General features: G+C 70.0%; 22 protein-coding genes. 11 read left to right on the top strand and 11 right to left on the bottom strand.

Features of this window, described 5'->3' with window-relative positions; translation table 11 throughout:
* Positions 1-98 precede the first annotated feature (98 nt).
* The 5 genes from M878_RS89745 to M878_RS89730 form a co-directional block, all read right to left on the bottom strand.
* Positions 99-1,331, bottom strand: coding sequence for a cytochrome P450 family protein (locus M878_RS89745; RefSeq protein WP_031227257.1), 1,233 nt, complete (start codon positions 1,329-1,331; stop codon positions 99-101).
* A gap of 261 nt (positions 1,332-1,592) precedes the next feature.
* Positions 1,593-3,683, bottom strand: a complete 2,091-nt coding sequence (gene acs / locus M878_RS89740) for an acetate--CoA ligase (protein WP_023553510.1) — start codon at positions 3,681-3,683, stop codon at positions 1,593-1,595.
* 36 nt (positions 3,684-3,719) lie between these two features.
* Entirely contained in the window at positions 3,720-4,016 is a 297-nt protein-coding gene (locus M878_RS92645) for a hypothetical protein (protein WP_158692856.1), read from the bottom strand.
* Between the two features lie 150 nt (positions 4,017-4,166).
* Positions 4,167-4,637 (bottom strand): cyanase, encoded by a 471-nt coding sequence (gene cynS / locus M878_RS89735; RefSeq protein WP_023553508.1) that lies wholly within the window; start codon positions 4,635-4,637, stop codon positions 4,167-4,169.
* A 167-nt stretch (positions 4,638-4,804) separates the two neighbouring features.
* A complete protein-coding gene (locus tag M878_RS89730) occupies positions 4,805-5,410 on the bottom strand; it encodes a carbonic anhydrase (protein WP_023553507.1) in 606 nt (201 codons plus the stop codon).
* A 126-nt stretch (positions 5,411-5,536) separates the two neighbouring features.
* Between M878_RS89730 and cynR the strand changes: the two genes are divergently transcribed.
* From cynR to M878_RS89695, 8 genes are all read left to right on the top strand, one after another.
* Positions 5,537-6,529: a transcriptional regulator CynR gene (cynR, locus tag M878_RS89725; protein WP_023553506.1), complete on the top strand. Its 993-nt coding sequence runs from the start codon at positions 5,537-5,539 to the stop codon at positions 6,527-6,529.
* A 220-nt stretch (positions 6,530-6,749) separates the two neighbouring features.
* The gene (locus M878_RS89720; RefSeq protein WP_158692855.1) at positions 6,750-7,292 is read left to right on the top strand and encodes a L,D-transpeptidase; all 543 of its coding nucleotides are present in this window, start codon (positions 6,750-6,752) and stop codon (positions 7,290-7,292) included.
* A 165-nt stretch (positions 7,293-7,457) separates the two neighbouring features.
* Positions 7,458-7,667 carry a cold-shock protein gene (locus M878_RS89715; protein ID WP_031227253.1) on the top strand — a complete coding sequence of 70 codons (210 nt, stop codon included), beginning with the start codon at positions 7,458-7,460 and terminating at the stop codon, positions 7,665-7,667.
* 738 nt (positions 7,668-8,405) lie between these two features.
* A complete protein-coding gene (locus M878_RS89710) occupies positions 8,406-8,675 on the top strand; it encodes a hypothetical protein (RefSeq protein ID WP_023553503.1) in 270 nt (89 codons plus the stop codon).
* A 111-nt stretch (positions 8,676-8,786) separates the two neighbouring features.
* Positions 8,787-9,050, top strand: a complete 264-nt coding sequence (locus tag M878_RS89705) for a hypothetical protein (protein ID WP_023553502.1) — start codon at positions 8,787-8,789, stop codon at positions 9,048-9,050.
* 29 nt (positions 9,051-9,079) lie between these two features.
* Positions 9,080-9,478 carry a VOC family protein gene (locus M878_RS89700; protein WP_023553501.1) on the top strand — a complete coding sequence of 133 codons (399 nt, stop codon included), beginning with the start codon at positions 9,080-9,082 and terminating at the stop codon, positions 9,476-9,478.
* A 253-nt stretch (positions 9,479-9,731) separates the two neighbouring features.
* A complete protein-coding gene (locus M878_RS92640) occupies positions 9,732-10,274 on the top strand; it encodes a hypothetical protein (RefSeq protein ID WP_023553500.1) in 543 nt (180 codons plus the stop codon).
* Positions 10,267-11,763, top strand: coding sequence for an LCP family protein (locus tag M878_RS89695; protein ID WP_245238324.1), 1,497 nt, complete (start codon positions 10,267-10,269; stop codon positions 11,761-11,763). Before M878_RS92640 ends, M878_RS89695 begins: the two co-directional genes overlap by 8 nt.
* Before the next feature lie 634 nt (positions 11,764-12,397).
* Here the strand turns inward: M878_RS89695 and phoU are convergent.
* Both phoU and M878_RS95565 read right to left on the bottom strand, forming a co-directional pair.
* Entirely contained in the window at positions 12,398-13,072 is a 675-nt protein-coding gene (phoU, locus tag M878_RS89685) for a phosphate signaling complex protein PhoU (protein WP_031227249.1), read from the bottom strand.
* Positions 13,073-13,278: 206 nt separating this feature from the next.
* Positions 13,279-13,926, bottom strand: a complete 648-nt coding sequence (locus tag M878_RS95565; protein ID WP_023553496.1) for a SpoIIE family protein phosphatase — start codon at positions 13,924-13,926, stop codon at positions 13,279-13,281.
* 357 nt (positions 13,927-14,283) lie between these two features.
* On the opposite strand from M878_RS95565, the gene M878_RS89680 reads away from it, so the two are divergent.
* The gene (locus tag M878_RS89680) at positions 14,284-17,895 is read left to right on the top strand and encodes a hydantoinase B/oxoprolinase family protein (RefSeq protein WP_023553495.1); all 3,612 of its coding nucleotides are present in this window, start codon (positions 14,284-14,286) and stop codon (positions 17,893-17,895) included.
* A 351-nt stretch (positions 17,896-18,246) separates the two neighbouring features.
* Here M878_RS89680 and M878_RS89675 read toward each other — a convergent pair whose 3' ends face one another.
* Positions 18,247-19,026, bottom strand: coding sequence for an NAD(P)H-dependent oxidoreductase (locus M878_RS89675; RefSeq protein WP_023553494.1), 780 nt, complete (start codon positions 19,024-19,026; stop codon positions 18,247-18,249).
* 138 nt (positions 19,027-19,164) lie between these two features.
* Here M878_RS89675 and M878_RS89670 point away from each other — a divergent pair, with 138 nt between their 5' ends.
* A complete protein-coding gene (locus M878_RS89670; protein WP_023553493.1) occupies positions 19,165-20,055 on the top strand; it encodes a helix-turn-helix transcriptional regulator in 891 nt (296 codons plus the stop codon).
* A gap of 130 nt (positions 20,056-20,185) precedes the next feature.
* Here the strand turns inward: M878_RS89670 and M878_RS89665 are convergent, their stop codons facing one another.
* Both M878_RS89665 and M878_RS89660 read right to left on the bottom strand, forming a co-directional pair.
* Complete coding sequence (locus M878_RS89665; protein ID WP_023553492.1) at positions 20,186-21,343, bottom strand: RNA polymerase sigma factor; 1,158 nt, start codon at positions 21,341-21,343, stop codon at positions 20,186-20,188.
* Positions 21,340-21,759, bottom strand: coding sequence for a YciI family protein (locus M878_RS89660; protein WP_023553491.1), 420 nt, complete (start codon positions 21,757-21,759; stop codon positions 21,340-21,342). The genes M878_RS89665 and M878_RS89660 overlap by 4 nt, the downstream gene beginning before the upstream one ends.
* A 211-nt stretch (positions 21,760-21,970) precedes the next feature.
* Between M878_RS89660 and M878_RS89655 the strand changes: the two genes are divergently transcribed.
* Positions 21,971-22,936: a PLP-dependent cysteine synthase family protein gene (locus M878_RS89655; RefSeq protein ID WP_023553490.1), complete on the top strand. Its 966-nt coding sequence runs from the start codon at positions 21,971-21,973 to the stop codon at positions 22,934-22,936.
* A 40-nt stretch (positions 22,937-22,976) separates the two neighbouring features.
* Here M878_RS89655 and M878_RS50240 read toward each other — a convergent pair whose 3' ends face one another.
* On the bottom strand, positions 22,977-24,098 hold the full coding sequence (locus M878_RS50240) for a hypothetical protein (protein ID WP_023553489.1): 1,122 nt from the start codon (positions 24,096-24,098) through the stop codon (positions 22,977-22,979).
* Positions 24,099-24,188: the final 90 nt, after the last annotated feature.

The following is a 24,188-nucleotide window of genomic DNA, read 5'->3' as shown; positions in this document are numbered from 1 at the left end:
ATGGCATAGGGGTTCGTCTGCCGATGCTTCGTGCAGGGGTGACATCTGACCCGGCGTCGCTGCGATGCTTTCCCGCCGGGCCCGGGGCACGACCGGCTTCAGGCTGCCGGGGCGCCGAAGGAGGTGAACGTGACCGGAAGCCGCACCGGGCCGCGGAGACCGCCGGGCCGCCAGCGCAGCTCGGCCGGCGGGACGGCCAGGGCCAGGTCCGGAAGGCGGCGCAGCACCGTCCCGATGGCGATCTGTCCCTCCAGCCGCGCGAGTGGCGCGCCCAGGCAGTAGCGGATGCCATGCCCGAAGGCCAGGTGACCGTTGTCGCGCCGGGTGATGTCCAGCCTGTCGGGGTCGGGGAACCGTGCCGGATCACGGTCGGCGATCGCCGACGCGACCAGCACGGTGGCTCCGCGCGGGACGGTCACGCCCGCGATCTCGACGTCTTCGCGGGCGAACCGGGCGATGCCCGGACTGACCGGGCCGTCGTAGCGGAGGAACTCCTCGATCGCGTCGGGCAGCAGTTCCGGACGATCTCGCAGCAGGGCCAGCTGGTCGGGGTGGGCGAGCAGCGCGGCGATGCCACCGCCGATCAGGTTGACCGTCGTGACGTACCCGGCCACCAGCAGCAGGAAGGTCATGGCTATCAGCTCGTCGTCGTTCAGCCGCTGCTCGTCGTCGTGGGCGCTGATCAGCGCGCTGAGAAGATCGTCCCCCGGCTGGGCGCGCTTGGTTTCAAGGTGCTTCGTCACGTACGCGTGCATGCGTTGCCACGCCTCGTTGACGACGGCCGGGTCGGGCATCCTCTCCCCGCGCATGAGCATGGCGTCGGTCCACCGCTGGAAGTCGTGCCGGTCGTCCACCGGCACACCGAGCAGCTCGCTGATGACGGTGACCGGCAGCGGCAAGGCGAAGTCCGCCACGAGATCGGCCCGGCCGGCCGGCACCACGGCGTCGAGCAGGCGGTCGGTGATCTCCTGGATACGGGGCCGCAGCTCGGCGACGCGGCGTGCGGTGAACGCCTTCGAGACCAGGCGGCGCAGCCGGGTGTGGTCGGGCGGGTCGGAACGCAGCATGTTGCTCATCATCGAGTCACGCTCGAACTCGGGCAGCTGCTCGATGAGGCGGGGATCCGAGGCATCCCGCACATCGCTGCTCAGCCTCGGGTCGAACAGGGCGGCGAGCCCGTCCTCGTAGCGTGTGACCAACCAGGCGTCCAGGCCGCCGGCGATGACCGCTCGCCGGACCGGGCCGTCCTCGCGCAGCCGTCGGTAGAGCGGGAAGGGATCGGCCACGAAAGCCGGGTCGCCGTAAGGAAGAAGGACTGGCTGCTGGCTCATCATGTCTCCTGGGGCAGCATCGACCGCGCTCGTCCCGCTGCTGGCATCCAGGGGGCATATACCCAGCTTGTCCGATACCGCAATCGCCGACGGGCCTGACCACCGGTTCGTCGCTGCGGAGGTACGCGGTGTGTCCGGGTGGCTCCGGCCTGGTGCCGCCGGTTCACGATGCGTGGTTGTCGGTGGGCGACGCTGAGCTGACCGACTGGCGCGGTGGCGGACCGTACGACTGGAACAGCCCCGCGTAACCGCGACCCGCTCTCAGCTCGCGTCGCCGAAAGCACGGATCTCGGCGGCCTCCTGCTCGCTGAGGTCGCGCGGGACGTCCCCGCTCGCCATCTTGCTGCTCTGCACGTGGTGGCGGATGTCCTCGACGATCTCGGGGTTGGCCAGGGTGGTGACGTCGCCGACGTCGGCGAAGTTGGAGACGGCTGCGATGACCCGGCGCATGATCTTGCCGGAGCGGGTCTTGGGCATGTCGGGAACGATCCACACCGCGTGGGGGCGGGCGATCTTGCCGATCTGCTGGTCGATGGCGTGGGTGACCTTGTTCTCGATCTCCTCGCTGGGCTCCTCGCCGGGGTTGAGGGCGACATACATCTCCACGACCCGGCCCCGCAGCTCGTCGACGACCGGGACCGCCGCCGCCTCGGCGACCTCGGGCACGGTCAGGGCGGCGGACTCCAGTTCCTTGGTGCCCAGCCGGTGCCCGGCCACATTGATCACGTCGTCGATACGGCCGAGGATGCGCAGGTAGCCGTCGGCTGCCTGGACCGCGCCGTCGCCGCACAGGAACGGCCAGTCGTGCCAGTCGGTGCTCTTCTCGTCGCGGCAATAGCGGCCGTAGTACAGCTGCTTGAAGCGGTCGGGCTGGCCCCAGATGGTCTGCAGCACTCCGGGCCAGGGGTTGCGGATGCATACGTTGCCGGCGCGGCCGCTGCCCGGGTCGACCGTGTTGCCCTCGTCGTCGTAGATGACCGGATAGATGCCGAGCACACCGGGGCCGCAGCTGCCGGGCTTCATCGGCTGCAGGGCGGGCAGGGTGGCGCCCAGGAAACCGCCGGTCTCCGTCATCCACCAGGTGTCGACCACGACGGCCTCGCCCTTGCCGACCACGTCGTGATACCAGCGCCACACCTCCGGCTCGATCGGCTCGCCGACCGTGGTCATGTGCTTGAAGTGGTAGGCGTACCTGGCCGGTTCGTCCGGGCCCAGCTTGCGCAGCATACGGATGGTGGTGGGGGCGGTGTGGAAGATGTTCACCCCGAGCCGCTCGGCGATGCGCCAGCAGCGGCCCGCGTCCGGGTAGGTGGGGACGCCCTCATACAGCACGCTCGTCGCACCGAGCGCGAGCGGTCCGTAAACGATGTACGAGTGGCCGGTGATCCAGCCGATGTCCGCGGCGCACCAGTAGGTGTCGGTGGGGTGGATGTCCTGGTAGTACTTCGACGTGCCGGCCACGTACGCCAGATAGCCGCCGGTGGAGTGCTGGCATCCCTTGGGGCGTCCGGTGGTGCCGCTTGAGTACATCAGGAACAGCGGCGCCTCGGCGGGCATCGACCTCGGCTCGACGCGGTGTCCGCGATAGCGGGGCAGCAGGTCGTCGACGAAGATGTCGCGGCCCTCGACCATGGTGCTGTCGGACAGGTAGCGGTCCGGGTAGCGCCGCCACACCAGCACCTTGTCGACCTGCTGGCCCAGCTTGGCCGCCGCTTCCACGGCCTCGTCTGCCTTCGTCTTGTGGTCGGAGATCTTCCCGGCCCGGTGGTAGCCGTCCATGGTGATCAGGATCCGGCTGCCCGAGTCGGCGATCCGGTCGCCGCACGCCGTTCCGGAGAACCCTCCGAACACCTGCGAGTGCACGATGCCGAGGCGGGCGCAGGCCAGCATGCACACCGGCAGCTCGGGCACCATCGGCAGGTGCAGGGTGACCCGGTCACCGGCCTGTACACCCACGTCGTGCAGCAGCGCGGCCACCTCGTTGACCTGCGCGTACAGCTCCTGGTAGGTGAGGGGGCGGGTGGGCTCGTCCTCCGGTTCGGGGACCCAGATGAAAGCCGCCTTGTCGCGGTTCGCGGCCAGGTGGCGGTCGACGCAGTTGAAGCAGGCGTTCAGCCGCCCGCCGGCGAACCACTTCCAGAACGGCGGATCGCTGGTGTCCAGTGTCGTGTGCCAGTACGTGTCCCAGGTCAGCAGGTCCGCGTAGGCGCGGAAGCAGTCCGGGAAGTTCTCCTCACGGAACTGTTCGAGCAGGGCCGGGTCGGCGGCGTTCGCCTGGCCGATGAAGGCTGCCGGGGGCTGGTAGTACTCCTCCTCGCGCCAGTGGACGGCGATCTGGGACTCGGTACTCATCTGCCCAACCTCCCGATGATCCGGGCTCCGGCGGGGTCACTCCTCGTACACCAGCCCGGCACAGACACCGAACTCGTACAGTCGGCCGACAATGCCAGCCTGCCACTGGAATCCGGCCGTGTCCCCCCGGGACAGGGACAGCCAGCACAGCTGGTCCCCCGCCGCCAGCGCCCGCGCGGCAACCGCTCCCAGGGAGTCGAGCGGCCGCGTCTCCGCCTGCCGGCGTAGCCCGCGCAGCTCGCGGGCGACGTCCGTCTCCTCTGCCTGGGTCGCCGTCCCGAGCTCGGCGATCAGCTGGGACAGCTCCCCGGCCACATACTGCCGCGTCACCACCCTCGCCACCCCGGTCCTCGCGCCCGTGCCACGAGCACCGTGCCCTGCTCCCACCACACGCTCGGCGCACGTACCTGTCAAGGCTCCATGACCGTCAGGTAGTGACGTGACTGGTTGATTTCCTCGGTGTCACACGTGATGCCGCGTGGGTCAGAAGGGCTTGGTCGGCAGGTACTTGCCGTCCAGGGTGATGACGGCGCGCTCGCCGCCCTCGGGGTCGGCGACCTTCTTCACGTCCAGCTTGAAGTTGATCGCGGAGATGATGCCGTCCCCGAACTGCTCGTGGACCAGCGCCTTCAGGGTGGTGCCGTAGACCTGGAGCATCTCGTAGAAGCGGTAGACGGTCGGGTCGGTGGGGATGCCGCCGGGGATCGAACCGCGGGTGGGGATCGTCTGCAGCAGGAGTGCCGCGTCCTCGTCCAGGCCCAGCAGCTCGGCGACGGCCTTCGCAGACGCCTCGGGCAGGGCGTGCTGGCCGAGGACGGCCGCGGTGGTGAAGGCCACCGACAGCCCGGAGGCGTCGGCGATCTGCTGCCAGGAGAGGTTCTCGCGGGTCTTGGCCGCCACGGCCTGAGTGGCCAGGGCCTGGCGGGCGGTGGGGTCGAACTGGGCGTGCGCCATGGGAGGGGCTCCTTTTCTGAGGGTGCCGATTTTTCTGAGGGTGCCGATCCGCGCGGATGAAGCGGAAGAAGCGGAACGGCGGGTTTTGGGGGACGGTGGTCTCGGGCGCCACGTTGCGTGCGGGACCGTGTCAACGGCTCGCGGGCAGGGTGCGGACCGGGCCCTGGTCAGGACACGAGGGCGGCACCCGCGCCGGCGGCGTCGAGTCGTTCGATGCGCCCACCGGCGATGTCGAAGACCCAGCCGTGCAGTGTCACCCCGCCCTCCGCGAACGCCCGGGCGACAGAGGGGTGGGTGGCCAGGTTCGCCAGTTGCGCATACACGTTCTGGCGCACCAGGGCCGCCGTCTTCTGCGGGCCCGCCGCCATGCCGGCAGTGCGGGCCAGGGCGGCGTCCGCGTGCCGGAGCCAGTCGGCGACCACGGGTGCGCCGCTGAGGTCGTGGCCCTCGGCCAGAGCCGTCATCGCGCCACAGGCGGAGTGCCCGCAGACGACGATGTCGCTCACGCCGAGCACGGCGACGGCGTACTCGATGCTCGCGGTGACCCCGTTGGCGCCGGGGGTGTAGGCGGGGACGAGGTTGCCGGCGGTGCGGACGACGAACAGTTCGCCCGGCTCGCCCTGGGTGATCAGCTCTGGTACGACACGGGCGTCCGAGCAGCCGATGAACAGTGTGTGCGGCGTGTGATGCGTGGCCAGGCGGGCGAAGAGGTCCGCCTTGGCCGGGAAGACGTCCCGCTGGAAACGCGCGACGCCATCGGCGAGGTCGGGCATGGGGTCACTCCCTTCGGTGGCAGCCGGCCGCCGTGGGCTGGCGAGATCCACCTTGCATGACCTGCACATATAGTGTCCAAGAACTAGTCATCATGATTGCTATTGATCTCATCTATAGTTGCGTCCATGGCCACTCTGGAACTGCGTCACCTGCGCTACCTGCTCGCCGTGGCCGAGAACGGCAACTTCACCCGCGCCGCCGAAGAGCTGCACATCTCCCAGCCCACGTTGTCCCAGCAGATCAAACAGCTCGAACGCGCCCTCGGAGTGCAGCTGCTGGATCGCACCGGCCGCGCGGTACGGCTCACCGACGCCGGCGCCGCCTACACCGACCATGCCCGGCGCGCACTGCGCGACCTGGCCGCCGCCGAACGCGCCATCCACGACGTGCACGATCTCTCCCGCGGCCACCTGCGCCTGGGCGTCACCCCCACGTTCACCGCCTACCTCATCGGCCCGCTCACCGCCGAACTCCACGCCCGCCACGCCGGCATCGATCTGACCGTGACGGAGACGACACAGGACCGGATCGAAGCGGCCCTGCTCGCCGACGACCTCGACCTCGGCATCGCCTTCGCCGGTCCCCACCTGCCCGGCATCACCGCCACACCGCTGTTCACCGAAACCCTCAGCCTGGTCACCGCCGCCCAGCAGAACCAGACACCGCCTGAACCCCTAAGCGTCCGAGGCCTGCAAGAAAAGCAACTCGCTCTGCTCAGCAGCGACTTCGCCACCCGCGGCCACATCGACGCCTACCTCGCCGACCACCGGGTCGCTCCCCGTATCGCGGTCGAAGCCAACTCCATCCAAGCCCTCACCGAAATCGTCCGGCGCACCACGCTGGCCACAGTCCTGCCCGACGCCATCACCCACGACCACCCCCACCTCACTCCCATCCCCCTCGACCCACCCCTGCCCACCCGCACGGTCACCCTCCTACTGCGCGAGGGCGCCTACCGCAGCGCCGCCGGCCGCGCCTTCACCCGGCTCACCCACGACCTCGTCCGCACACGCGGATACACCCCGCCGGCCTCGTTGAAGACCATGTCAACAGAATCAAGACGATCAAGCGGCAGACGTACGGCCGAGCCTCCTCCACCTCGCTCAGAGCCCGCGTAGTCCTGCAGCCGTAGTCATCACGAAAGCGCAGCCACAACCCGCCAGTTGGCCATTGAGCGCTTTGGCCGGCCAGCTGAGGGCTCGACCGACCGGCTGAGCGCTTCAGCCGGCGGAAGCCCGCGTGGAAACCCGCGTGGAAACCCGCGAAGACAGGGCGAAGCTGCTTCGATGCGAGGGCGGAGGCAGAATGGGTTTGCAGGGAGAGCGACGGTGATCAGAAGTGTCCCACCAACGCCTGGTCCTACGCCCACGGCTTCGAGGCGCCACCCGGCTCGTGCTGGTCGGTGCTCTGGCGGCCGTCCTGACGCTGGGTGCCGGTCCTGTCCGGGCGGCCTCCGCGGGCCACGTTTCGACGATCGACGCGGCCACCCACCAGATGACCGTCACGGATCACGGCCGGACGGTGATGACCTTCACCGCGGGCTTCGGAAAGCCCGGCTTCCGCACCCCGTCCGGAACGTTCCACGTGCTGGGCAAGGACGCGGTCATCACGATGACCTCGTGCAGCGCGAACATCACGTGTAATCCGCGCAATCCCAACTACTACGTCCTCGCCGTCCACTGGGCGGTGCGCCTGACCGGCTCCGGCGTGTTCGTCCACGCGGCGCCCTGGGACCACGCCATCGGCCGGGCCGACACCTCCCACGGCTGTATCCACCTGAGCACGGCGGACGCCCACCGCTTCTACGATTTCAGCCGGACCGGCGACACGGTGATCGTCAAGAACACCGGCAGCCTCACCAGCGGCCCGAGCGGCCCGTAGCGCAATCCTGCCCGGCCGACTTGACTGGCCAACTGAAGGATTCCGCCCCCTTCTCCGGCGCCCGCGTCACCCCACTGATTCATCTCACGTGACCACCAGGTTCGTCGCAGGTCCTGCCGGGGGAACATAGGTCGAGCAGAGAACACCAAGCGTGAGGGACGTGTGATGGCTACGGGAACCGTGAAGTGGTTCAACGCGGACAAGGGGTTTGGATTCATCTCGCAAGACGACGGCGGGCCGGACGTCTTCGTGCACTTCTCCGCGATTCAGTCGTCCGGCTTCAAGTCCCTCATGGACAACGACAGAGTCGAATACGACGTGGTGCAGGGCGCGAAGGGGCCACAGGCCGAGAATGTAGTGGTCATCGAGCAGTAGGCCACGTTCCATCTGCAGAGAGACCGGGCATGGCCTGCCCGGTCTCCACCGGATCCGCTGCAACTGTCACCGGCGTCCTCCTGGCGCTCGGCGCCTGGGGCGTCGTACGCGCGTGACTTGGCGCAGCGACCCGGCCCCCGCGAAGGCAGCCCGCGGTCTGCGGTTGCCGCCGGCCGGCCGAGGACGGTGTTGCCCTTGTTGCGTCGATGTGCAAGTATGAGCTTCGCCAGCCTGGAGGCGGCCTGTGCCGGAGTGCCAGGCCGTGACGAATCCCGGGCGGCCGACCAGTGAACAGCGCGGGCCTCTCCCCGCGCTCGGACCGGAAGGGGGCGGACATGGACAGCGGTTGCAGTCCCGGCCATAGTCCGGCCCGGTGTCCGGACGCGCTCCCGCGTGCCTGACCGGAGCCGTATCACCGCCTGACGGGCGGTTGTCGAGGGCGTCCAGGAAGATCACCTCATGCCCGTGAGCATTCAGGGCGTCCACGGCACGGGGGCCACGCCGGCCAAGACCGCGCGCTGTCAGGCGGCGCGTCGGATGTCGCGCCTGGTACCCCGTACCTCATGAACGTCGCCGACAGGTCCGAACCGTCCTGGGGCATGGCGTCTTGACCCATGCCCTCCTTGCTGTCCCTTCAGCGTCGCGCTGATCCCGCTGCGGCATGTCCGCTCTGCCGCCGCCGACCGCGCTGCCACCGTACCGGCCGGCGCCCGACCCCCTGCGAAGGAGGACACCGCCATGCGCCTCCCCGGAAACCTCACCCCCGCGCCCTGCCCGCCCGGCAGGATCTGCCCCAGCGTCCGGCTGACCCTGGACGACGGCGTCGAACGCGCGTACCTGCTCGATCTCCTCGCCTGCACCGGGACCCGATGCGGGACGTATGAGCCGCGCGTTCATCTGGCCCACATCCTCGCCCGGCAGGGCCACCGCCCCGACTGGCTGGCCGAGTTCACCGGCCTCCCGCCGACTGCCGCACGGTGCATCGCCGACGTCGCGGCACACCCCTGACCCACGGACCCGCGCACCGTCCATACCCCTCGCCGACCCGCCCGGCCCTCCCCCGCGTTCCCGGAGGGCCGACATCGCACCCTGCGCACACTCCACCGGAGGCAACCGCTCATGTCCGTCTTCGCCCACCACCCTCTGCGCCACACCGGCACCCGCTCGCACAGCACCCTGCAGTCCGCGTATGCGCTCCTCATCGGCTTCGTCCGTCGTATCGCCGACAGCCCCCTGGAGCAGCCCGTGCTCCACGCCCTCGAAGCCCCGGCCCGCCGGTCGGCGGCCGGTGCCGCCCGGTGGCGGCCGCACGCCCACTGGCACGTGACCGGCGGCCCGGACGGCGGGCGGCACCTCGAAGCGACCTGGCACGCCCGTCACTGACGTCACCGACCCATGAACGGAGGTCCGGCATGATCACCGCAGTCGACCACATCCAGCTGTCCGCCCCGCCGGGCAGCGAGGAGTTGCTGCGCGCCTACTACGTCGACGCCCTCGGGCTGGTCGAAGTCCCAAGGCCTGCCCGCCTCGCCACCCGCGGAGGCTGCTGGTTCAGCGACGACGACGGCCGTGTCCGGATCCACCTGGGCATCGAGACCCCGTACCGGGCCTCCGCAAAAGCCCACCCCGGCCTGCGCGTCGAGGCCATCGACTCGCTCGCCGCCCGCCTCGAAGCCTTCGGCGCCCCGGTGATCTGGGACGACGCCCTCCCCGGCCACCGTCGCTTCCACAGCCAGGATCCCGTCGGCAACCGCCTCGAATTCCTCCAGCCCACCGTTGGGGAACGGCCGTTCAGCAGTACTCGCGCGTGACAGCGCGGGCTGCGGGCCCGGCCTCAGCCTTGCGATCAACGCATTCCTGTCACGCCCTCGGAAAACTCCGGGCCGCGTGGACCGCAGCTCCCTTCCCTGGCTGGAATCACGAGGATTGCGAGACTCCGCACTTGCTCGATTGCGCGACCGTGCAACTATAGGGGTCGTTTCTTCGTCTCACTGGTAGCAGTCGGGGCGACGCCGGTCGGATGTGACCACGTCGCCTTGCGTCGAGACGAGCGAGAGCGAGCGTATGCGCCATCAGCAGGAACGCATCACCGGCGCCATCGGCCCGCAGGGGCGGCACAGCCCTGTCATGCACGGGCGGGTGGTGCCGCAGGGCCAGGCCGAAGAGCGGATGCCGTCCGCCGGTGCGACCCGCGTACGACGCTCACATCGGGACGGGGGTGGCGGGCGGGCCGCGCGTCGACCCGGGGTCGGTGCCATCGCCGTGCTGCTGTTGGGGCCGTTGGCGCTGGGAGCCGGGGTGGATGCCCTGGTCGGCCGGGAGCCGGGCTGGGGTGTGGCGGTCGGTGCGACCGCGGGAGCCTTGCTCGCGGCCGTGGCGGCGGTTCGTTGCCGCAGCCTGGGACTGGTGGCGCCGCTACCGGTCCTGGCCGTGGCCGTCGTCACGGCGGGGGCGATGCTGACGTCCCACGGTCCGCTGGTCACACGACTGGTGCGGTGGGCCGTGGCGGTGTTCCCGGCCATGGCCGCCGCGGAATGTGCGATCGCCGTCGTGGCCCTGGCGGCAGCCGGGCTCCGGTTCGGGATGACGCGGAGGGGCCGTGCCTGAGACGATGCGACACCGCCCGCGACCCCGAAAGGCTCCTTTGCTGCTCGCCCTGCGCGTGGCGGTGTGGGGGGTGTCGGCCGCCCTGCTGCTCGGCTGCGGTGCGACCTGGTACGTGTACCGGTCCCTGACCCGGGGCCTCACTACCTCCGACGCGCTCGACGCGGTGCGCGGCAAGGCGCCCCGGCACCTGGACAACTCGGTCAACCTGCTGCTCATCGGCCTGGACTCACGCAAGGACATGAACGGCAACGACCTGCCGCGGCAGTTCGTGCAGACCGAACTGCACGCCGGGTCGAGCGACATCGGCTACTACAACACCAACACCCTGATCCTCATGCACATCCCCGCCGGCGGCGGCAAGGTACAGGCGTTCTCCATTCCGCGCGACGACTACGTGCAGACCCTGAACGGGGACGGCTCGGCACAGGGCCACTACAAGATCAAGGAGGCGTACGCCAACGCGTACACCACCGCCCACGACAAGTACGCGGCACAGGGCGTCAAGGGCGCGGATCTGGAGGCCAGGAGCCGTGAGGCCGGCCGGGAGGCGACGCTGTCGACGGTGCAGCAGTTCACCGGTGTGCCCATCGACCACTTCGCCGAGGTCAATCTCCTCGGCTTCTACGACATCGCCAAGGTTCTGCAGCCCATCACGGTCTGCCTCAAGCACCCGGTCAAGGACCGCTATTCGGGCGCCGACTTCCCCGTCGGCGTACAGCAGCTGAATGCCCGTCAGGCGCTGGCCTTCGTACGCCAGCGGCACGGACTGGACGCCGGGGACCTGGACCGCACGCGCCGACAGCAGGCGTTCATCTCCACGGTCACGCATCAGCTCAAGAGCGCGGGCGTATGGGGCAGCCCAGCCAAGCTGCAGGGTCTGTTCGACGTGGTGAAGAAGGACGTCGTCCTCGACAGCAGCTGGAACGTGCTCGACTTCGCGCAGCAGGCGCCCGACCTCACCGGCGGCAACGTCGTGTTCCACACCCTGCCCATCGAGGGCTTCGGCATCCGCAACCGCGAGGACGTCAACCTCGTCGACCCGGAGAAGATCAAGTCGATCGTGCAGCAGGCCTTCGGTGCGCCCGGTTCCGCCTCCCCCTCGGCCGGCACCACCGCGGTTTCCTCCACCACCGTGGACGTCATCAACGGCAACGGCGCTCGGGGGGCCGCTTCCGACGTGCTGTCGTCCCTGGTCAAACTCGGCTACAGCGCCGGTACGACGGGCAACACCGCCACGCAGTCCGCGACCACCGTCCGCTACGGCGCCGGGGCACAGCGGGCGGCCCAGCAGATCGCCGGCCGGCTCCACGGCGGCACCGCCGCGCCCGGTCCGGCCGTGCCCGCGGGCCACGTCGTCGTCACCCTCGGCGCGGACTACACACACCCCGACGCCCCGACGTCGTCCGCGACAGCTCCTCCGTCCAGCGGAGCCCCGGACGCCGACTCGGGCCCGGCCGTGAAGGCGGGCGGGGTGCCCTGCGTCAACTGACCGGCGCGGATCCGGTTGGGGTCGTAGATGGAGTTGCCGATGGACACTGCACGCCGGCCGACCGCAGCCCCTTCTCCGGGAAGCCAGTGTCTTCCACGATCGGGACTGCGTCCGTCGGCGTCCTACTCGTCCCACTCGTGCACGCCGCGTATGTGGCGAACCGGGAGTATCTGGCTCCTTGGGAACCTCACCGTCCGGACAGCTTCTTCACGGTCGCGGGGCAGGCCGAGCGCATAGCCGAGCGCTTGAGGGAATTCGCGGAGCGGATTCTGCACGACGGTCCGCCGTCGGACTGACCGCCGCCGAGACGTCTGGCGCGGGCCATTCACCGGGGCGCACGAGTACTTCAACGGCACCTGCCGTGACCACTGGCCAACTCAGCACGCGGGTACAGTCCATGAAGCCGCCGCCGCGCACGCTGGACAGCCGCCGCAGAGCACTACGGGTGCCAGCGCACCGCCGACGCACACTCCTCGGCCCATGACGGACGACGGGCGGCCCCTGGCCCCTGACACCACCCGCGCCGAGGTCACCACTGCGGAACAAGCCCTGACTCGCTGGCACCGGGATTCGCGTTGACTACGTCCGGGCAGCCGCCGCTGCAGGTGCGCGCCACAGTCGGCCGCAGGGTGGGTCAAGTGGTCGTGGGCGGCTCGGTGAGCAGGTCGTCCGCGTGCTGTCCGGTGACGAGGAAGACCACGTGCCGGGCCACCGCCACGGCATGGTCGGCGAAGCGCTCGTAGTAGCGGCCGACGAGCGTGGCATCCACGGCCGTCTCGACTCCGTGGTGCCACTGCTCGTCCATGAGGTGCTGGAAGATCGTACGGTGCAGTTCGTCCATGCGGTCGTCGTCCTTGTCCAGCTGGAGTGCCGCGTCGACGTCGTGGGTGGTGAGCACCTCGGCGGCCTGGGCCATCAGGCGCTGCGCGAGCTGGCCCATTTCCAGGATCGTGCGGCGCAGGTCGCGCGGAATCGCATGGCCGGGATAGCGCAGCCTGGCCAGCCTGGCCACGTGATGGGCGAGATCTCCCGACCGTTCCAGATCGGCGCTCATGCGCAGTGAGGTGACCACGATCCGCAGGTCCGTGGCGACCGGCTGCTGCCGTGCCAGCAGCGTGATCGCCCGTTCCTCCAGGTCACGCTGCAGATCATCGACCTTCTCGTCACCTGAGATCACGTTCTCGGCAAGGTGTAGATCGGCATCGAGGAGTGCGGTGGTGGCTCGGCCGATGGCCGAGCCGACCAGGTTCGCCATCTCCACCAGGCCATCAGTGATCGATTCCAGCTCTTCGTGGTAATGCTCCCGCATCATGTGCCTCCCGCTTCGTCGCTCGTTTCCCAGCCTCCGCCGACTACCGGAATTGCACACCTCGCGCCCAGGTCGACACCGAGTGCCAAGGCGGCCGAACTGAGGCACTCAGTTCTCGGCACAGCTGTCCCGTGTCACCCGAGGCCGAGCATGTGCCATCGACGGCATGGCCCGATGGGGTCAGATCGACCTCACTCACATCCATTTCAGGAGCTTCCGCCGAACCCGCTCGCGTGGGTGACGCGCCTGTGATGGCGGCGTCGATGGACGCCGGGCTCGCGGCGGAGCGCGACGAGAGCCGCGTCGTCGTCAAGGCGTCCGCGGGTGTACGCGTGCCCGCAGCTGACGATTCGGGTGATGGGGTCGTCGTCGGGGAGCTCCAGCAGCAGGGTGGTGGCGAAGCGTTCGCCGGATCCCTCGGCCGGCTCGAAGTCGGCCAAGTATCGGGTGACGCTCTGTTCCAGGGAAGCGGCCAGATCAGGCAGGGAGGTGTGCCGGTGGGCGGCTTCACGGAAGGCTCCGAGCAGGAGGGCGGCCTCGCCGATGGCGGACAGCCCCTTGCCCCGCACATCGCCGATCATGGTGCGCACACCTCCGATGATGCGGGTGGCCGCGTAGAGGTCACCGCCGATCTGCGCCTCGTCCTCGGCGGCCAGGTACAGGCAGGCAATCCGCAGGGCGCCGATCCGCTCCGGCAGCGGCCACAGCAGGACATGCTGCGCGGCCTCCGCGACCGACCGTATCCGGGCCAGCTGGCTTCGGTGCCGCTCACGCACCACGCCGAAGAACACGATCATGGCTGACAGCACTGTCAGGGCGAGGATCTGCACCAGCGCGTTACGCGAGAACAGCACGCCGAAGTGCCAGCCGATGTACGCGCCTGCGCCGCCACGGCCAGGAACCCCAGCGCATGACTCGACTGCCACAGCTGCCGCACCCCAGCCAAGCCGTGCTCGGCCTCCACATGTTCCAGATTGCCGCCGTCGAAGACAGCTGACGAACGACGACCGGGACATGAGCCGGTTCCGGGCTCGCAGCCGGTCCCGCTTCACCTGGCTCGCTCGGCAGCGGCACCGGACCGGTTTGCAGTTCATGGTCGCGCACGAGGGCGGCTGGCACACACATCTCCGGCCTTCCGCCCTGCCGCTTGTCCGAGCGCCACGACCCGTCTCCGACCGTCCGGTCACCGGCCGAGGGCGCACAATAAGTGCATGACTGGTCGCTGGCAGTTCTGGATCGACCGTGGAGGCACTTTCACCGATGTCGTGGCGGTGTCGCCGGATTCCGAAGTGGTCAGCCGCAAGCTGCTGTCGGAGCGGCCGGAGGCGTACCGGGACGCGGCCGTCGCCGGGATCCGGCTGGTGCTGGGCCTGGAGGCGGACGAGCCGATTCCGGCCGGCCGGATCGAGGTGGTGAAGATGGGCACCACCGTCGCCACCAACGCGCTGCTGACGCATACCGGCGAGCCGACCGTTCTCGTCATCACCCGGGGTTTCCGGGATGCCCTGCGTATCGCATACCAGAACCGCCCGCACATCTTCGACCGCCGCATCCTGCTTCCGGAGGCCCTGTACGACCGGGTGGTCGAGGTGGAGGAACGGGTGGGTGCACGCGGCGAGCCAGTCCGCCCACTCGACCTGGACGCCACGCGCGAGGCACTGGCGGCGGCGTACGCGGACGGGTTCCGCAGCGTCGCGGTCGTCTTCCTCCACGGCTACCGTCACCCGGATCACGAGGCCGCAGTCGCCAAGGCGGCCCGCGCGATCGGCTATCGGCAGGTCAGCTGCTCGCACGAGGTGAGCCCGCTGATCAAGCTGGTGCCGCGGGGCGACACGACCGTGGTCGACGCCTATCTCTCGCCCATCCTGCAGCGCTATGTCGACCAGGTGGCGAGCGAACTGAGCGGCGTACGGCTGATGTTCATGCAGTCCGGGGGCGGCCTGCGCGAGGCGGGCCACTTCAGGGGCAAGGACGCCGTGCTCTCCGGCCCGGCGGGCGGCGTCGTCGGTATGGCCCGCGCCGCGAGGCTCGCCGGCCACACCAGGGCGATCGGCTTCGACATGGGTGGCACCTCGACCGACGTGTCCCACTACGCGGGCGAGATCGAACGAGTCCTGGGCACCCAAGTTGCCGGGGTACGGATGCGGACGCCGATGACCGACATCCACACCGTCGCCGCGGGCGGTGGCTCGATCCTGCACTTCGACGGGATGCGCTACCGCGTCGGCCCGGACTCGGCCGGCGCCGACCCCGGCCCGGTCTGCTACCGGCGCGGCGGGCCGCTGACCGTCACCGACGCCAACGTCATGCTCGGCCGCGTCCAACCCGCCTTCTTCCCAAGGGTGTTCGGCACGGACGGCGACCAGCCGCTGGACGAGGCCGCGGTCCGTGCGCGCTTCACCGAGCTCGCCGAGCAGACTGCCGCCGCGACCGGGCGGCGCCGCAGCCCGGAAGAGGTCGCGGCGGGCTTCCTCGACATCGCCGTGCTCAACATCGCGAACGCGGTGAAGAAGATCTCCGTCCAGCGCGGCCGCGACATCACCCGCTACGCACTGGTCGCCTTCGGCGGCGCGGGCGGCCAGCACGCCTGCGCGGTCGCCGACCGGCTCGGCATCGACACCGCCCTGATCCCGCCACTCGCCGGGGTGCTGTCCGCGTACGGCATCGGGATGGCGGAGGCGGTGGCGCTGCGTGAACGCTCGATCGAGGCCGCCCTCGACCGGCCGGAGACGGCGGCCCGCGTCGAGGCTGTCCGCGCCGAGCTGGAGGAGCGGGCACGCACCCAGCTGCGTGAGGACGGCGTGCCGGACGCCACCGTCCGCACGGCCGCCCGCGCCCTGCTGCGCTACGAGGGCACCGACTTCTCGCTGCCCGTGCCGCTGGGCCCGGCCGAGGACATGCGAGCCGCTTTCGCACGCGACCACCGCGACCGTTACGGCTTCATCATGAGCAAGCCGCTGGTCGTAGAGGCCCTCGCGGTCGAGGCGACCGGTTCCTCCGGTCCGCGCACCGCCACCACCACCGTGCTGCCGCCGCGGACCGGAACGCTGCAACCCGCCGCCACCGTGCGGACGTTCACCGACGGTCGCTGGCAGCCCACCCTGCTCTTCCGACGCGAGGACCTGCGCCCCGGGGACAGTGTCGAGGGCCCGGCGATCCTCTCCGAGGCGGATGCGACGACGGTCGTCGACCCCGGGTGGCGCGCCACGGCTGACGAGCACGGCGACCTCGCCCTGACACGCTCAAGGCCCCGCCCGGCCCGTACGGCGGTCGGTACGACGGTCGATCCGGTGATGCTGGAAGTCTTCAACAACCTGTTCATGTCCGTCGCAGAGCAGATGGGTGTGCGGCTGGAGAGCACCGCCCACTCGGTCAACATCAAGGAGCGCCTCGACTTCTCCTGCGCGCTGTTCGACCCGGACGGCAATCTCATCGCCAACGCACCCCACATCCCCGTACACCTCGGCTCGATGGGCGAATCCATCAAGGAGGTTCTGCACCGCAACGAGGGCTCGCTCCGGCCCGGCGACGTCTACGCCATCAACGACCCGTACCACGGCGGCACCCACCTGCCCGACATCACCGTGGTCACCCCGGTCTTCGACGAGGCGGACGAGCGGCTGCTCTTCCTGGTCGCCTCGCGCGGGCACCACGCCGAGATCGGCGGCATCAGCCCCGGATCCATGCCCGCGTTCAGCACCACCATCGACGAGGAGGGCGTGCTCTTCGACAACTGGCTCCTGGTGCGCGAGGGACACTTCCGCGAGGACGAGACCCGCCATCTGCTGACGAGCGCCCGATACCCCTCGCGCGACCCGGACACCAACCTCGCCGACCTGCGCGCGCAGATCGCCGCCAACGAGAAGGGCATCCACGAACTGCGCCGCGTCATCGACCAGTTCGGCCTCGACGTCGTCCACGCCTACATGCGGCACGTCCAGGACAACGCCGAGGAATGCGTACGCCGCATCATCGCCACCCTCGACGACGGCGAACACCGCTACGAGACCGACAACGGCGCCGTCATCCAGGTCGCCCTGCGCGTCGACCGCGAACGGCGCGGCGCCGTCCTGGACTTCACCGGCACCTCGCCTCAGCAGCCCGGCAATCTGAACGCGCCGACGTCCGTGGTCATGGCGGCCGTGCTGTATGTGTTCCGCACCCTGGTCGCCGACGACATCCCGCTCAACAGCGGCTGCCTGAAACCCCTCGACGTGCGCATCCCCGCCGGGTCCATGCTCTCCCCCGCCTGTCCTGCCGCCACCGTGGCCGGAAACGTGGAGACCTCCCAGGCCGTCACCGGCGCCCTCTACGCCGTCCTGGGCGCTCAGGCCGAGGGGTCCGGCACGATGAACAACGTCTCCTTCGGCAACGACCGTGTCCAGTACTACGAGACCGTCGCCTCCGGCTCCGGCGCGGGCGAGGGCTTCGACGGGGCGGACGCCGTGCAGACCCACATGACCAACTCCCGCCTCACCGACCCAGAGATCCTGGAATGGCGCTACCCGGTGCGCGTAGAAGAGTTCCGCATCCGCGAGGGCAGCGGCGGAGCAGGCCGCCAGCACGGCGGATGCGGGGTGGAACGCCGGATCCGATTCACCGAGCCGATGACAGTCGCGGTCGTCTCCAGCCACCGCCGCGTGCCGCCCTACGGCATGGCCGGCGGCGAACCCGGCGCCCTCGGCGAGAACCTGATCGAACACGCCGACGGCCACACCCAGCAGCTGCGCGGCTGCGACACCGCGGACGTCACCGAGGGCGACGTACTGGTGATCCGCACACCCGGCGGAGGCGGGTACGGTCCCACAGACGGCACCCAGTGAGGCGGTATTCCTGAGGTGCGCTATTCGGGGGTTGAGACTGGCAGGCCCGCATATTGAGGTGCCGCGTATTCCTCTGGGATGTCGGGGGACCTGTCACCGTGTGTGGTCTCCGGGAGCGTGTCGGCTGTCGTAGACGTCGACGCGGGCCGCATCGACCCGCGTTGTACCACCGCCACCGGCGACAGTCGGTAAGCAGCCGCCGAACCCGCACACCGAATAAGCGGCACTTCAACATGCGAGCCCAGCAGTCCCGGAGGCCGGACTTCCTTCCCGCGGCCGACGCCCGGCGCTGATCGACTCAATGCCCCTTCGTCGTGTATCTCGGCGACATCCCCTGTCCATCGCCGGCGGTCAGCCGCGCACGTGCAGCCCGAACCCCGTGCGGCCCGCGGGCTCCAGTCCCTCCCTCAGGTGCAGCGAGGGGATCTCGTAGTCGCCGAAGTTCTGCCGCCGGAACGCGATCGGCTCGGTCGACTCCAGGGTGAGCAGGCGCTGCTCCCAGGCTTTGGCGATGTCCTGGTAGTCCTCGCCGGTCATCCGGTCGGTGCCGTACAGCACGAACGGCGGCAGCACCTCGATGCCCGGGTAGTAGAGGATGCCGTGGTGGATCGGGAACAGCAGATCGTCGATGGGGCCGTTGATCCCGCGAGCGGCGTAATGCGACTCCGGGCCGCCGGCGGTCACCGACAGCAGAGCCTTCCTGCCCGCGAGGGTGCCTTCGCCGAAGCGCTCGCCGTACCTGGTGTCGCTGTGCTCGCCGACGCCGTACGCGAAGTGGTAGGTGAACACCCGGTCCACCCAGCCTTTGAGGATCGCGGGCATCGTGTACCACCACAGCGGGAACTGGAAGATGATCGTGTCGGCCCACAGCAGCTTCTCCTGCTCGGCGAGGACGTCCGGGGTGAGCGTCCCGGCGTCGAAGGCTCGGCCCGAGTCCAGGGCGACCTTCAGCGGACTTGAGGCGTTGGGGCCGTAGTCCGCGGCGTCCACGACCGCCTTCCAGTTCATCGCGTACAGATCGCTCACCCGTACCTCGTGCCCGGCGGTCTCCAATGTGGACACCGCGAGGTCCTTCAGCGAGCTGTTGAGCGACTTCGGCTCCGGGTGGGCGTAGACGATCAGCGTCTTCATGGGAACTCCTTCGGATCGGGTGCCTTCGATACTGGGCGCCGCGGCGCCCGGCGTTCAGGGGCGCCTCTTCCGTCGGACGGGACTTCCTGGTAACAGCAGGACCACCTTCACGGGCACCACCGAGGCCATACTGGGGGCATGGACGATCTTGCGGGCTTCCTGCGGACCCGGCGTTCCCGCGTCGACCCGGCGGCCGTCGGCATCCCCACCGACAGCCGCCGCCGGGTCGAAGGGCTGCGCCGCGAAGAGGTCGCGCACCTGTCCGGAGTCAGCGTCGACTACTACGTACGCCTGGAGCAGGGCCGCGCGACCCAGCCATCCGAGCAGGTCGTTGACGCGCTCGCCCGCGTCCTCGGGCTCGACGAGACCGAACGCGGGCACCTCTACCGGCTCGCCCGGCAGCGCCGCCGCCGCGCGAAGGCGCCGGGCGGGCGGGTCCGGCCGGAGCTGCTGCGCGTCCTCGACCTGATCGCCGACGCACCCGCGCTGATCATGGACCACCGCCTGGACGTGCTCGCCGGAAACCGCCTCGCCGGGCTCCTCTTCGGCCGGCCGATGCCGGGCCTGAACACCGCCCGGCACATCTTCCTCGAGGAGGCTGAGCGCGGCCTTTACGCGGACTGGGAGAACTGCACCCTCGACGTGGTCGGGCACCTGCGCCTGGCCGCCGGCAAATACCCCGAGGATCCCCGCCTGGCCTCGCTCATCGGCGAGCTGGCGATGGGCAGCGAGCGCTTCCGCCGCCTCTGGGCCCGCGCGGACGTACGCGCCCGCACACATGGACGCAAGGCGTACCGGCACCCGCTGGTCGGACTGCTGGAACTGCATCAGGAGAACTTCGCGCTACCTGACGAGTCGGGCATGGAGCTGCTGGTGCTGTCCGCGGCCCCCGGCAGCCCCGCCGAGGACGGGCTGCGCCTGCTCGCGGGCCTGGGCGCGGACAGGGGTGACACGCATCCCGCGGTGAACGCCCAGGTCCGCGAGCAACTCAACGACGCCAACCCACCGCCGGGAACGCCTCAACACTGACGGCTTTCCGGCCCCCGGCCCGCTTTGTGCCAGCGGCGATGAGCCCACCGCGCGATGTCCTCCAGGGCCTGCCCAATCCGTTGCTCACTCACCTCATGCCGGGCCACATTCGTGATCGTCATGGCCAAGCTCAGGGGCTGGACGTGGATGAGCGAGGGGAGTTGAGTCGAGCGGCCTGGCGGGTCAGGTGGTCGCGTTCGGCGAGGTTGGGTGCCTTTCGGGCCGCCTCGGCGTACAGCTTGGCCGCCGTTGTCAGGTTGCCCGCGCGTTCGTGGAGGTAGGCCGCCACCGCGGTGTGGCGGGGCAGTGAGTCGTCCAACTCCGCGAGCGCCGCCAGGCCGGCGCGTGGGCCGTCGGCCTCGCCTACAGCCACCGCGCGGTTGAGCCGTACGACCGGGCTGTCGGTCAGGCGCGTGAGCTCGTCGTACCACTCGACGATCTGCACCCAGTCGGTCTCCTCGGCGGTGGGCGCGTCCGCGTGGAGTGCCGCGATGGCGGCCTGGGCCTGGAACTCGCCCAGCCGGTCGCGGGCGAGGGCCGCCTGCAGGATCTCGACGCCCTCGGCGATCGCGTTCGTGTCCCACCGGCCGCGGTCCTGCTCGGCCAGCGGCACCAGACTGCCGTCGGGCGCGGTCCGGGCCGCGCGTCGGGCGTGGTGGAGCAGCATGAGGGCGAGCAGCCCGGCCACCTCGGGGTGGTCGATCGCGGCCGTGAGCTGCCGGGTGAGCCGGATGGCCTCGGCGGAGAGGTCGACGTCTCCGGAGTAGCCCTCGTTGAAGACGAGGTAGAGGACACGCAGCACGGTCGCGACGTCGCCGGGCTGGTCGAATCGCACACCGGAGACGGTGCGCTTGGCCCGGCTGATGCGCTGCGCCATGGTCGCTTCGGGCACGAGGTAGGCCTGGGCGATCTGGCGGGTGGTCAGACCGCCGACGGCGCGCAGTGTGAGCGCGACCGCGGACGCCGGCGTCAGCGACGGGTGGGCGCACAGGAAGTAGAGCTGGAGCGTGTCGTCCACCGCGGGCGTGGGACCGGGCGCCGGCTCCTCGTCGACGAGGTCCTCACGCCGGCGGCGGGCGGCGTCCGCCCGGGTCGCGTCGAGGAACCGGCGCCAGGCCACGGTGACCAGCCAGCCCTTCGGATCCCGCGGCGGGTCGGCCGGCCACACGCGCAGCGCCTCGACCAGTGCGTCCTGTACGGCGTCCTCGGCCGCCGCGAAGTCGGCTCCGCGGCGGACGAGGATGGCGAGCACGCTCGGCGTGAGGCTCCTCAGCAGGGCCTCGTTCATCGATGAGGGCACTCCGTGATGGTGGGCGTCGCGGTCAGGAACGGGCGCACCTCCAGCCACTCGTGGATCGGCTTCCCGCCCGCCCCGGGGGCGGCCGACAGCTCCCCGGCCAGCTCGACGGCGCGCTCGTAGGTGTCGACGTCGATCACCATCCAGCCGGCGATGAGGTCCTTGGTCTCGGCGAACGGGCCGTCGGTGACCGGCGGGCGCCCCTCACCGTCGTACCGGACCCACATCCCCTCGGGGGCGAGTGCCTGGCCGTCGACGAACTCTCCGGTCTTCTCGAGCCGGGCCGCGAAGTCGTTCATGTACTGCAGGTGCGCCGAGATCTCCTCCGGCGTCCACTGGTCCATGGGCACGTCGTTGACCGGAGCCGGAGCGCCACGGTAGTGCTTGAGCAGCAAGTACTTGGCCATCGTCGTTCTCCTCGGTGCTGGTGCGATCCATTGTGGTCGCGTTCACCACGAGGACGGAGCCGGTCACGGGTTCTCGACATCACCGTCGGAAGTATTTCGGGCTCTCGTGGATGACCCCCAACGTTCGGCATGGAAGTATGATCGTTCGACATCGCGAACAGCGCTTCGCAGTGATCCGATCAGTAAAGGTCCGATCAGTAAAGGACTGACGATGAACGACGTCCTGCCCTCCGCCGTGGAAGCCATCGGGGCGACCCCGCTGGTGCGGCTCGACCGGATCACGAGCGGGTTCGACGGGACCATTCTGGCCAAGCTCGACTACCTCAACCCGGGCGGGTCCAAGAAGGACCGCGCCGCGAAAGGGATCATCGAGGAGGCCGAACGCTCCGGACTGCTCGGGCCTGGGCAACCCGTCGTAGAGCTGACCAGCGGCAACATGGGCACCGGACTGGCCATCGTGTGTGCCGTCAAGGGGTATCCGTTCATCGCGGTGATGTCCAGGGGAAACTCACCGGAACGGGCCCGGATGATGGCCGCGCTCGGCGCCGAGGTGGTCCTCGTCGACCAACAGCCCGACTCCGTACCAGGGCAGGTTTCGGGCGGGGACCTGGAACTCGTGGACGCCGCCGCGCAGGAGATCACCCGGAGCCGGGGCGCGTTCCGCGCCGACCAGTTCCATCGCGACGGCAACTGGCTCGCCCACTACCACGGCACAGGCCAGGAACTGTGGCAGCAGACAGGCGGCGGCCTCGACGGCTTCGTCGACTTCCTCGGCTCCGGCGGGACGTACGCGGGCGTCACCAAAGCCCTCAAGGAACACAACCCGGCCGTGCACTGCTACGTCGTCGAACCGGCCGGCGCCGCGGTCGTGGCCGGCCGGCCCCTCACCCACCCCGATCACCCGATCCAGGGAGGCGGCTACGCCATGAGCGACCTGAACTTCCTGGCCGGTGTGCCGGTCGACGGCTTCGTCCAGGTCACCGGCGACGAGGCGAGAGACGCCGCCCGCCAACTGGCCACCCGGGAAGGCATCTTCGGCGGTTACTCCTCCGGCGCCAACCTCGCCGCGGCCCTGAAACTGCTCGACGGCCGGATGCGGGGAAAGACCCTCGCCATCATCGTCTGCGACTCCGGGCTCAAGTACCTCTCCACCGACCTATGGGCCGCCGACGCCTGAGGCACCGCACCACATCCACCCACACGCGGGCAGATCAGGCTCACGTGGTCGCCCAGGTGGGCGCCGGCGTCGTTGCCTTCGGCTTGGCGCGGTGGCGGGCCGCGCGGTCCAGTGCGTACTGGGCGGTGAGGCAGGCGGCGGTCCAGCAGACGAGGAGGGTCAGCCCGGCTGTGAGGTGTGCTTCGTGGAAGTACGACGCTCCGCGCAGGGCGCGGACGGCGATGCCGGGTGGCATGGCGTAGGCGAGGGGGGCCAGCCAGGTGGGCAGGTACTGCGGGGGCAGAATGCCGCCGCTGGATGCGTTGCCGAGGATGAGCAGGGCGATGGAGGCCAGCGGGACCCCGGCAGGTCCGCAGGCGCGCATGATCAGGCCGGCAGAGGCGGCCAGGGCGAAAGCGAGCAGTGCGGTCACGGCCGCGGTGGTGGCGAAGGGGGCGGGGATCGCGTCGAGGCCGAGGCAGGCGATCGCGGCCACGGTCACGCCGGAGGCGGCGGAGAAGGCGGCCATGCTGGCCATGCGTGCCGTGAGGGCCATGCGGGGGGCGATCTGGTACGAGGACACGGCGAACAGGTAGCCGGCCAGGACGACTCCGAAGCAGGAGTAGAAGATCGACAGTCCGCGGGAGTCTTCGGGGGCCAGCGGTACGACATCGGCCACGGGGATCGGGTGGCCGAGCGCGGCGGTCAGTGCGGCCTGGACCGAGCCGGTGGCGGAGGGTCCCTGGGCGCCGGCCACCAGCAGCTTCAGGTGCTGGCGTGCATCGGTGACGAGGGCGGCGGGGACCTCGTCATGTCTGATCGCGGTACGGGCGGCCGCTGCCGTGGGGTAGCGGTGGAAGGTCATGGCCTGGCGGTCGAGGTCGTTGATCTCCAGTTCGACGCGGGCTGCGGCGCTGTCGGACGCGGCTACGCCCAGGGGCAGCCCGTGGGAGGTCGGCGCGTGGAACGCCGCGAGGAACACGGCTATGAACGCGGCGCCGACGAGCAGCGAGGTGATCACCGGGACGAGGATCGCTTTGCGGGGTGGGGCACCGGAGGCGAGGACCGGGGCGGGTATCCCGTGCTCGGTGTCGTCCAGGTGGTGGGGCTGCCGGTCGGCGTGGGCCGCGCGGTGGCGCGGCCGGCTGGGCTCGACGGCTGCCGGGGAGTTCGAGGAGGGCATGGTCTCTTCTTGTCGAGGTCGACTGGGTCGACCGGGTGATTGCGTGGGGGGTCGCGTGGTGGTCGCGTGGGTGGTCGCGGAAACCGGCGC

Source organism: Streptomyces roseochromogenus subsp. oscitans DS 12.976 (assembly GCF_000497445.1).
Lineage (GTDB): Bacteria > Actinomycetota > Actinomycetes > Streptomycetales > Streptomycetaceae > Streptomyces > Streptomyces oscitans.
The sequence above is the reverse complement of the archived record's forward strand: the minus strand, read 5'-3'. Positions and strand labels throughout refer to the sequence as shown.

Excerpts from the sequence above, each read along its gene's own strand:
- cynS (WP_023553508.1), bottom strand. The coding sequence starts at position 4,637 with ATGGCGCACGCCCAGTTCGACCCCACCGCCCGCCAGGCCCTGGCCACT.
- M878_RS89730 (WP_023553507.1), bottom strand. The coding sequence starts at position 5,410 with ATGCCCGACCTCGCCGATGGCGTCGCGCGTTTCCAGCGGGACGTCTTC.
- M878_RS50240 (WP_023553489.1), bottom strand. The coding sequence starts at position 24,098 with ATGCCCTCCTCGAACTCCCCGGCAGCCGTCGAGCCCAGCCGGCCGCGC.
- cynR (WP_023553506.1), top strand. The coding sequence starts at position 5,537 with ATGGCCACTCTGGAACTGCGTCACCTGCGCTACCTGCTCGCCGTGGCC.
- M878_RS89705 (WP_023553502.1), top strand. The coding sequence starts at position 8,787 with ATGTCCGTCTTCGCCCACCACCCTCTGCGCCACACCGGCACCCGCTCG.
- M878_RS89665 (WP_023553492.1), bottom strand. The coding sequence starts at position 21,343 with ATGAACGAGGCCCTGCTGAGGAGCCTCACGCCGAGCGTGCTCGCCATC.
- M878_RS89700 (WP_023553501.1), top strand. The coding sequence starts at position 9,080 with ATGATCACCGCAGTCGACCACATCCAGCTGTCCGCCCCGCCGGGCAGC.
- M878_RS92640 (WP_023553500.1), top strand. The coding sequence starts at position 9,732 with ATGCGCCATCAGCAGGAACGCATCACCGGCGCCATCGGCCCGCAGGGG.
- M878_RS89680 (WP_023553495.1), top strand. The coding sequence starts at position 14,284 with ATGACTGGTCGCTGGCAGTTCTGGATCGACCGTGGAGGCACTTTCACC.
- M878_RS89675 (WP_023553494.1), bottom strand. The coding sequence starts at position 19,026 with ATGAAGACGCTGATCGTCTACGCCCACCCGGAGCCGAAGTCGCTCAAC.
- M878_RS89710 (WP_023553503.1), top strand. The coding sequence starts at position 8,406 with ATGCGCCTCCCCGGAAACCTCACCCCCGCGCCCTGCCCGCCCGGCAGG.
- M878_RS89655 (WP_023553490.1), top strand. The coding sequence starts at position 21,971 with ATGAACGACGTCCTGCCCTCCGCCGTGGAAGCCATCGGGGCGACCCCG.
- phoU (WP_031227249.1), bottom strand. The coding sequence starts at position 13,072 with ATGCGGGAGCATTACCACGAAGAGCTGGAATCGATCACTGATGGCCTG.
- M878_RS89715 (WP_031227253.1), top strand. The coding sequence starts at position 7,458 with ATGGCTACGGGAACCGTGAAGTGGTTCAACGCGGACAAGGGGTTTGGA.
- M878_RS89670 (WP_023553493.1), top strand. The coding sequence starts at position 19,165 with ATGGACGATCTTGCGGGCTTCCTGCGGACCCGGCGTTCCCGCGTCGAC.
- acs (WP_023553510.1), bottom strand. The coding sequence starts at position 3,683 with ATGAGTACCGAGTCCCAGATCGCCGTCCACTGGCGCGAGGAGGAGTAC.
- M878_RS89745 (WP_031227257.1), bottom strand. The coding sequence starts at position 1,331 with ATGAGCCAGCAGCCAGTCCTTCTTCCTTACGGCGACCCGGCTTTCGTG.
- M878_RS89660 (WP_023553491.1), bottom strand. The coding sequence starts at position 21,759 with ATGGCCAAGTACTTGCTGCTCAAGCACTACCGTGGCGCTCCGGCTCCG.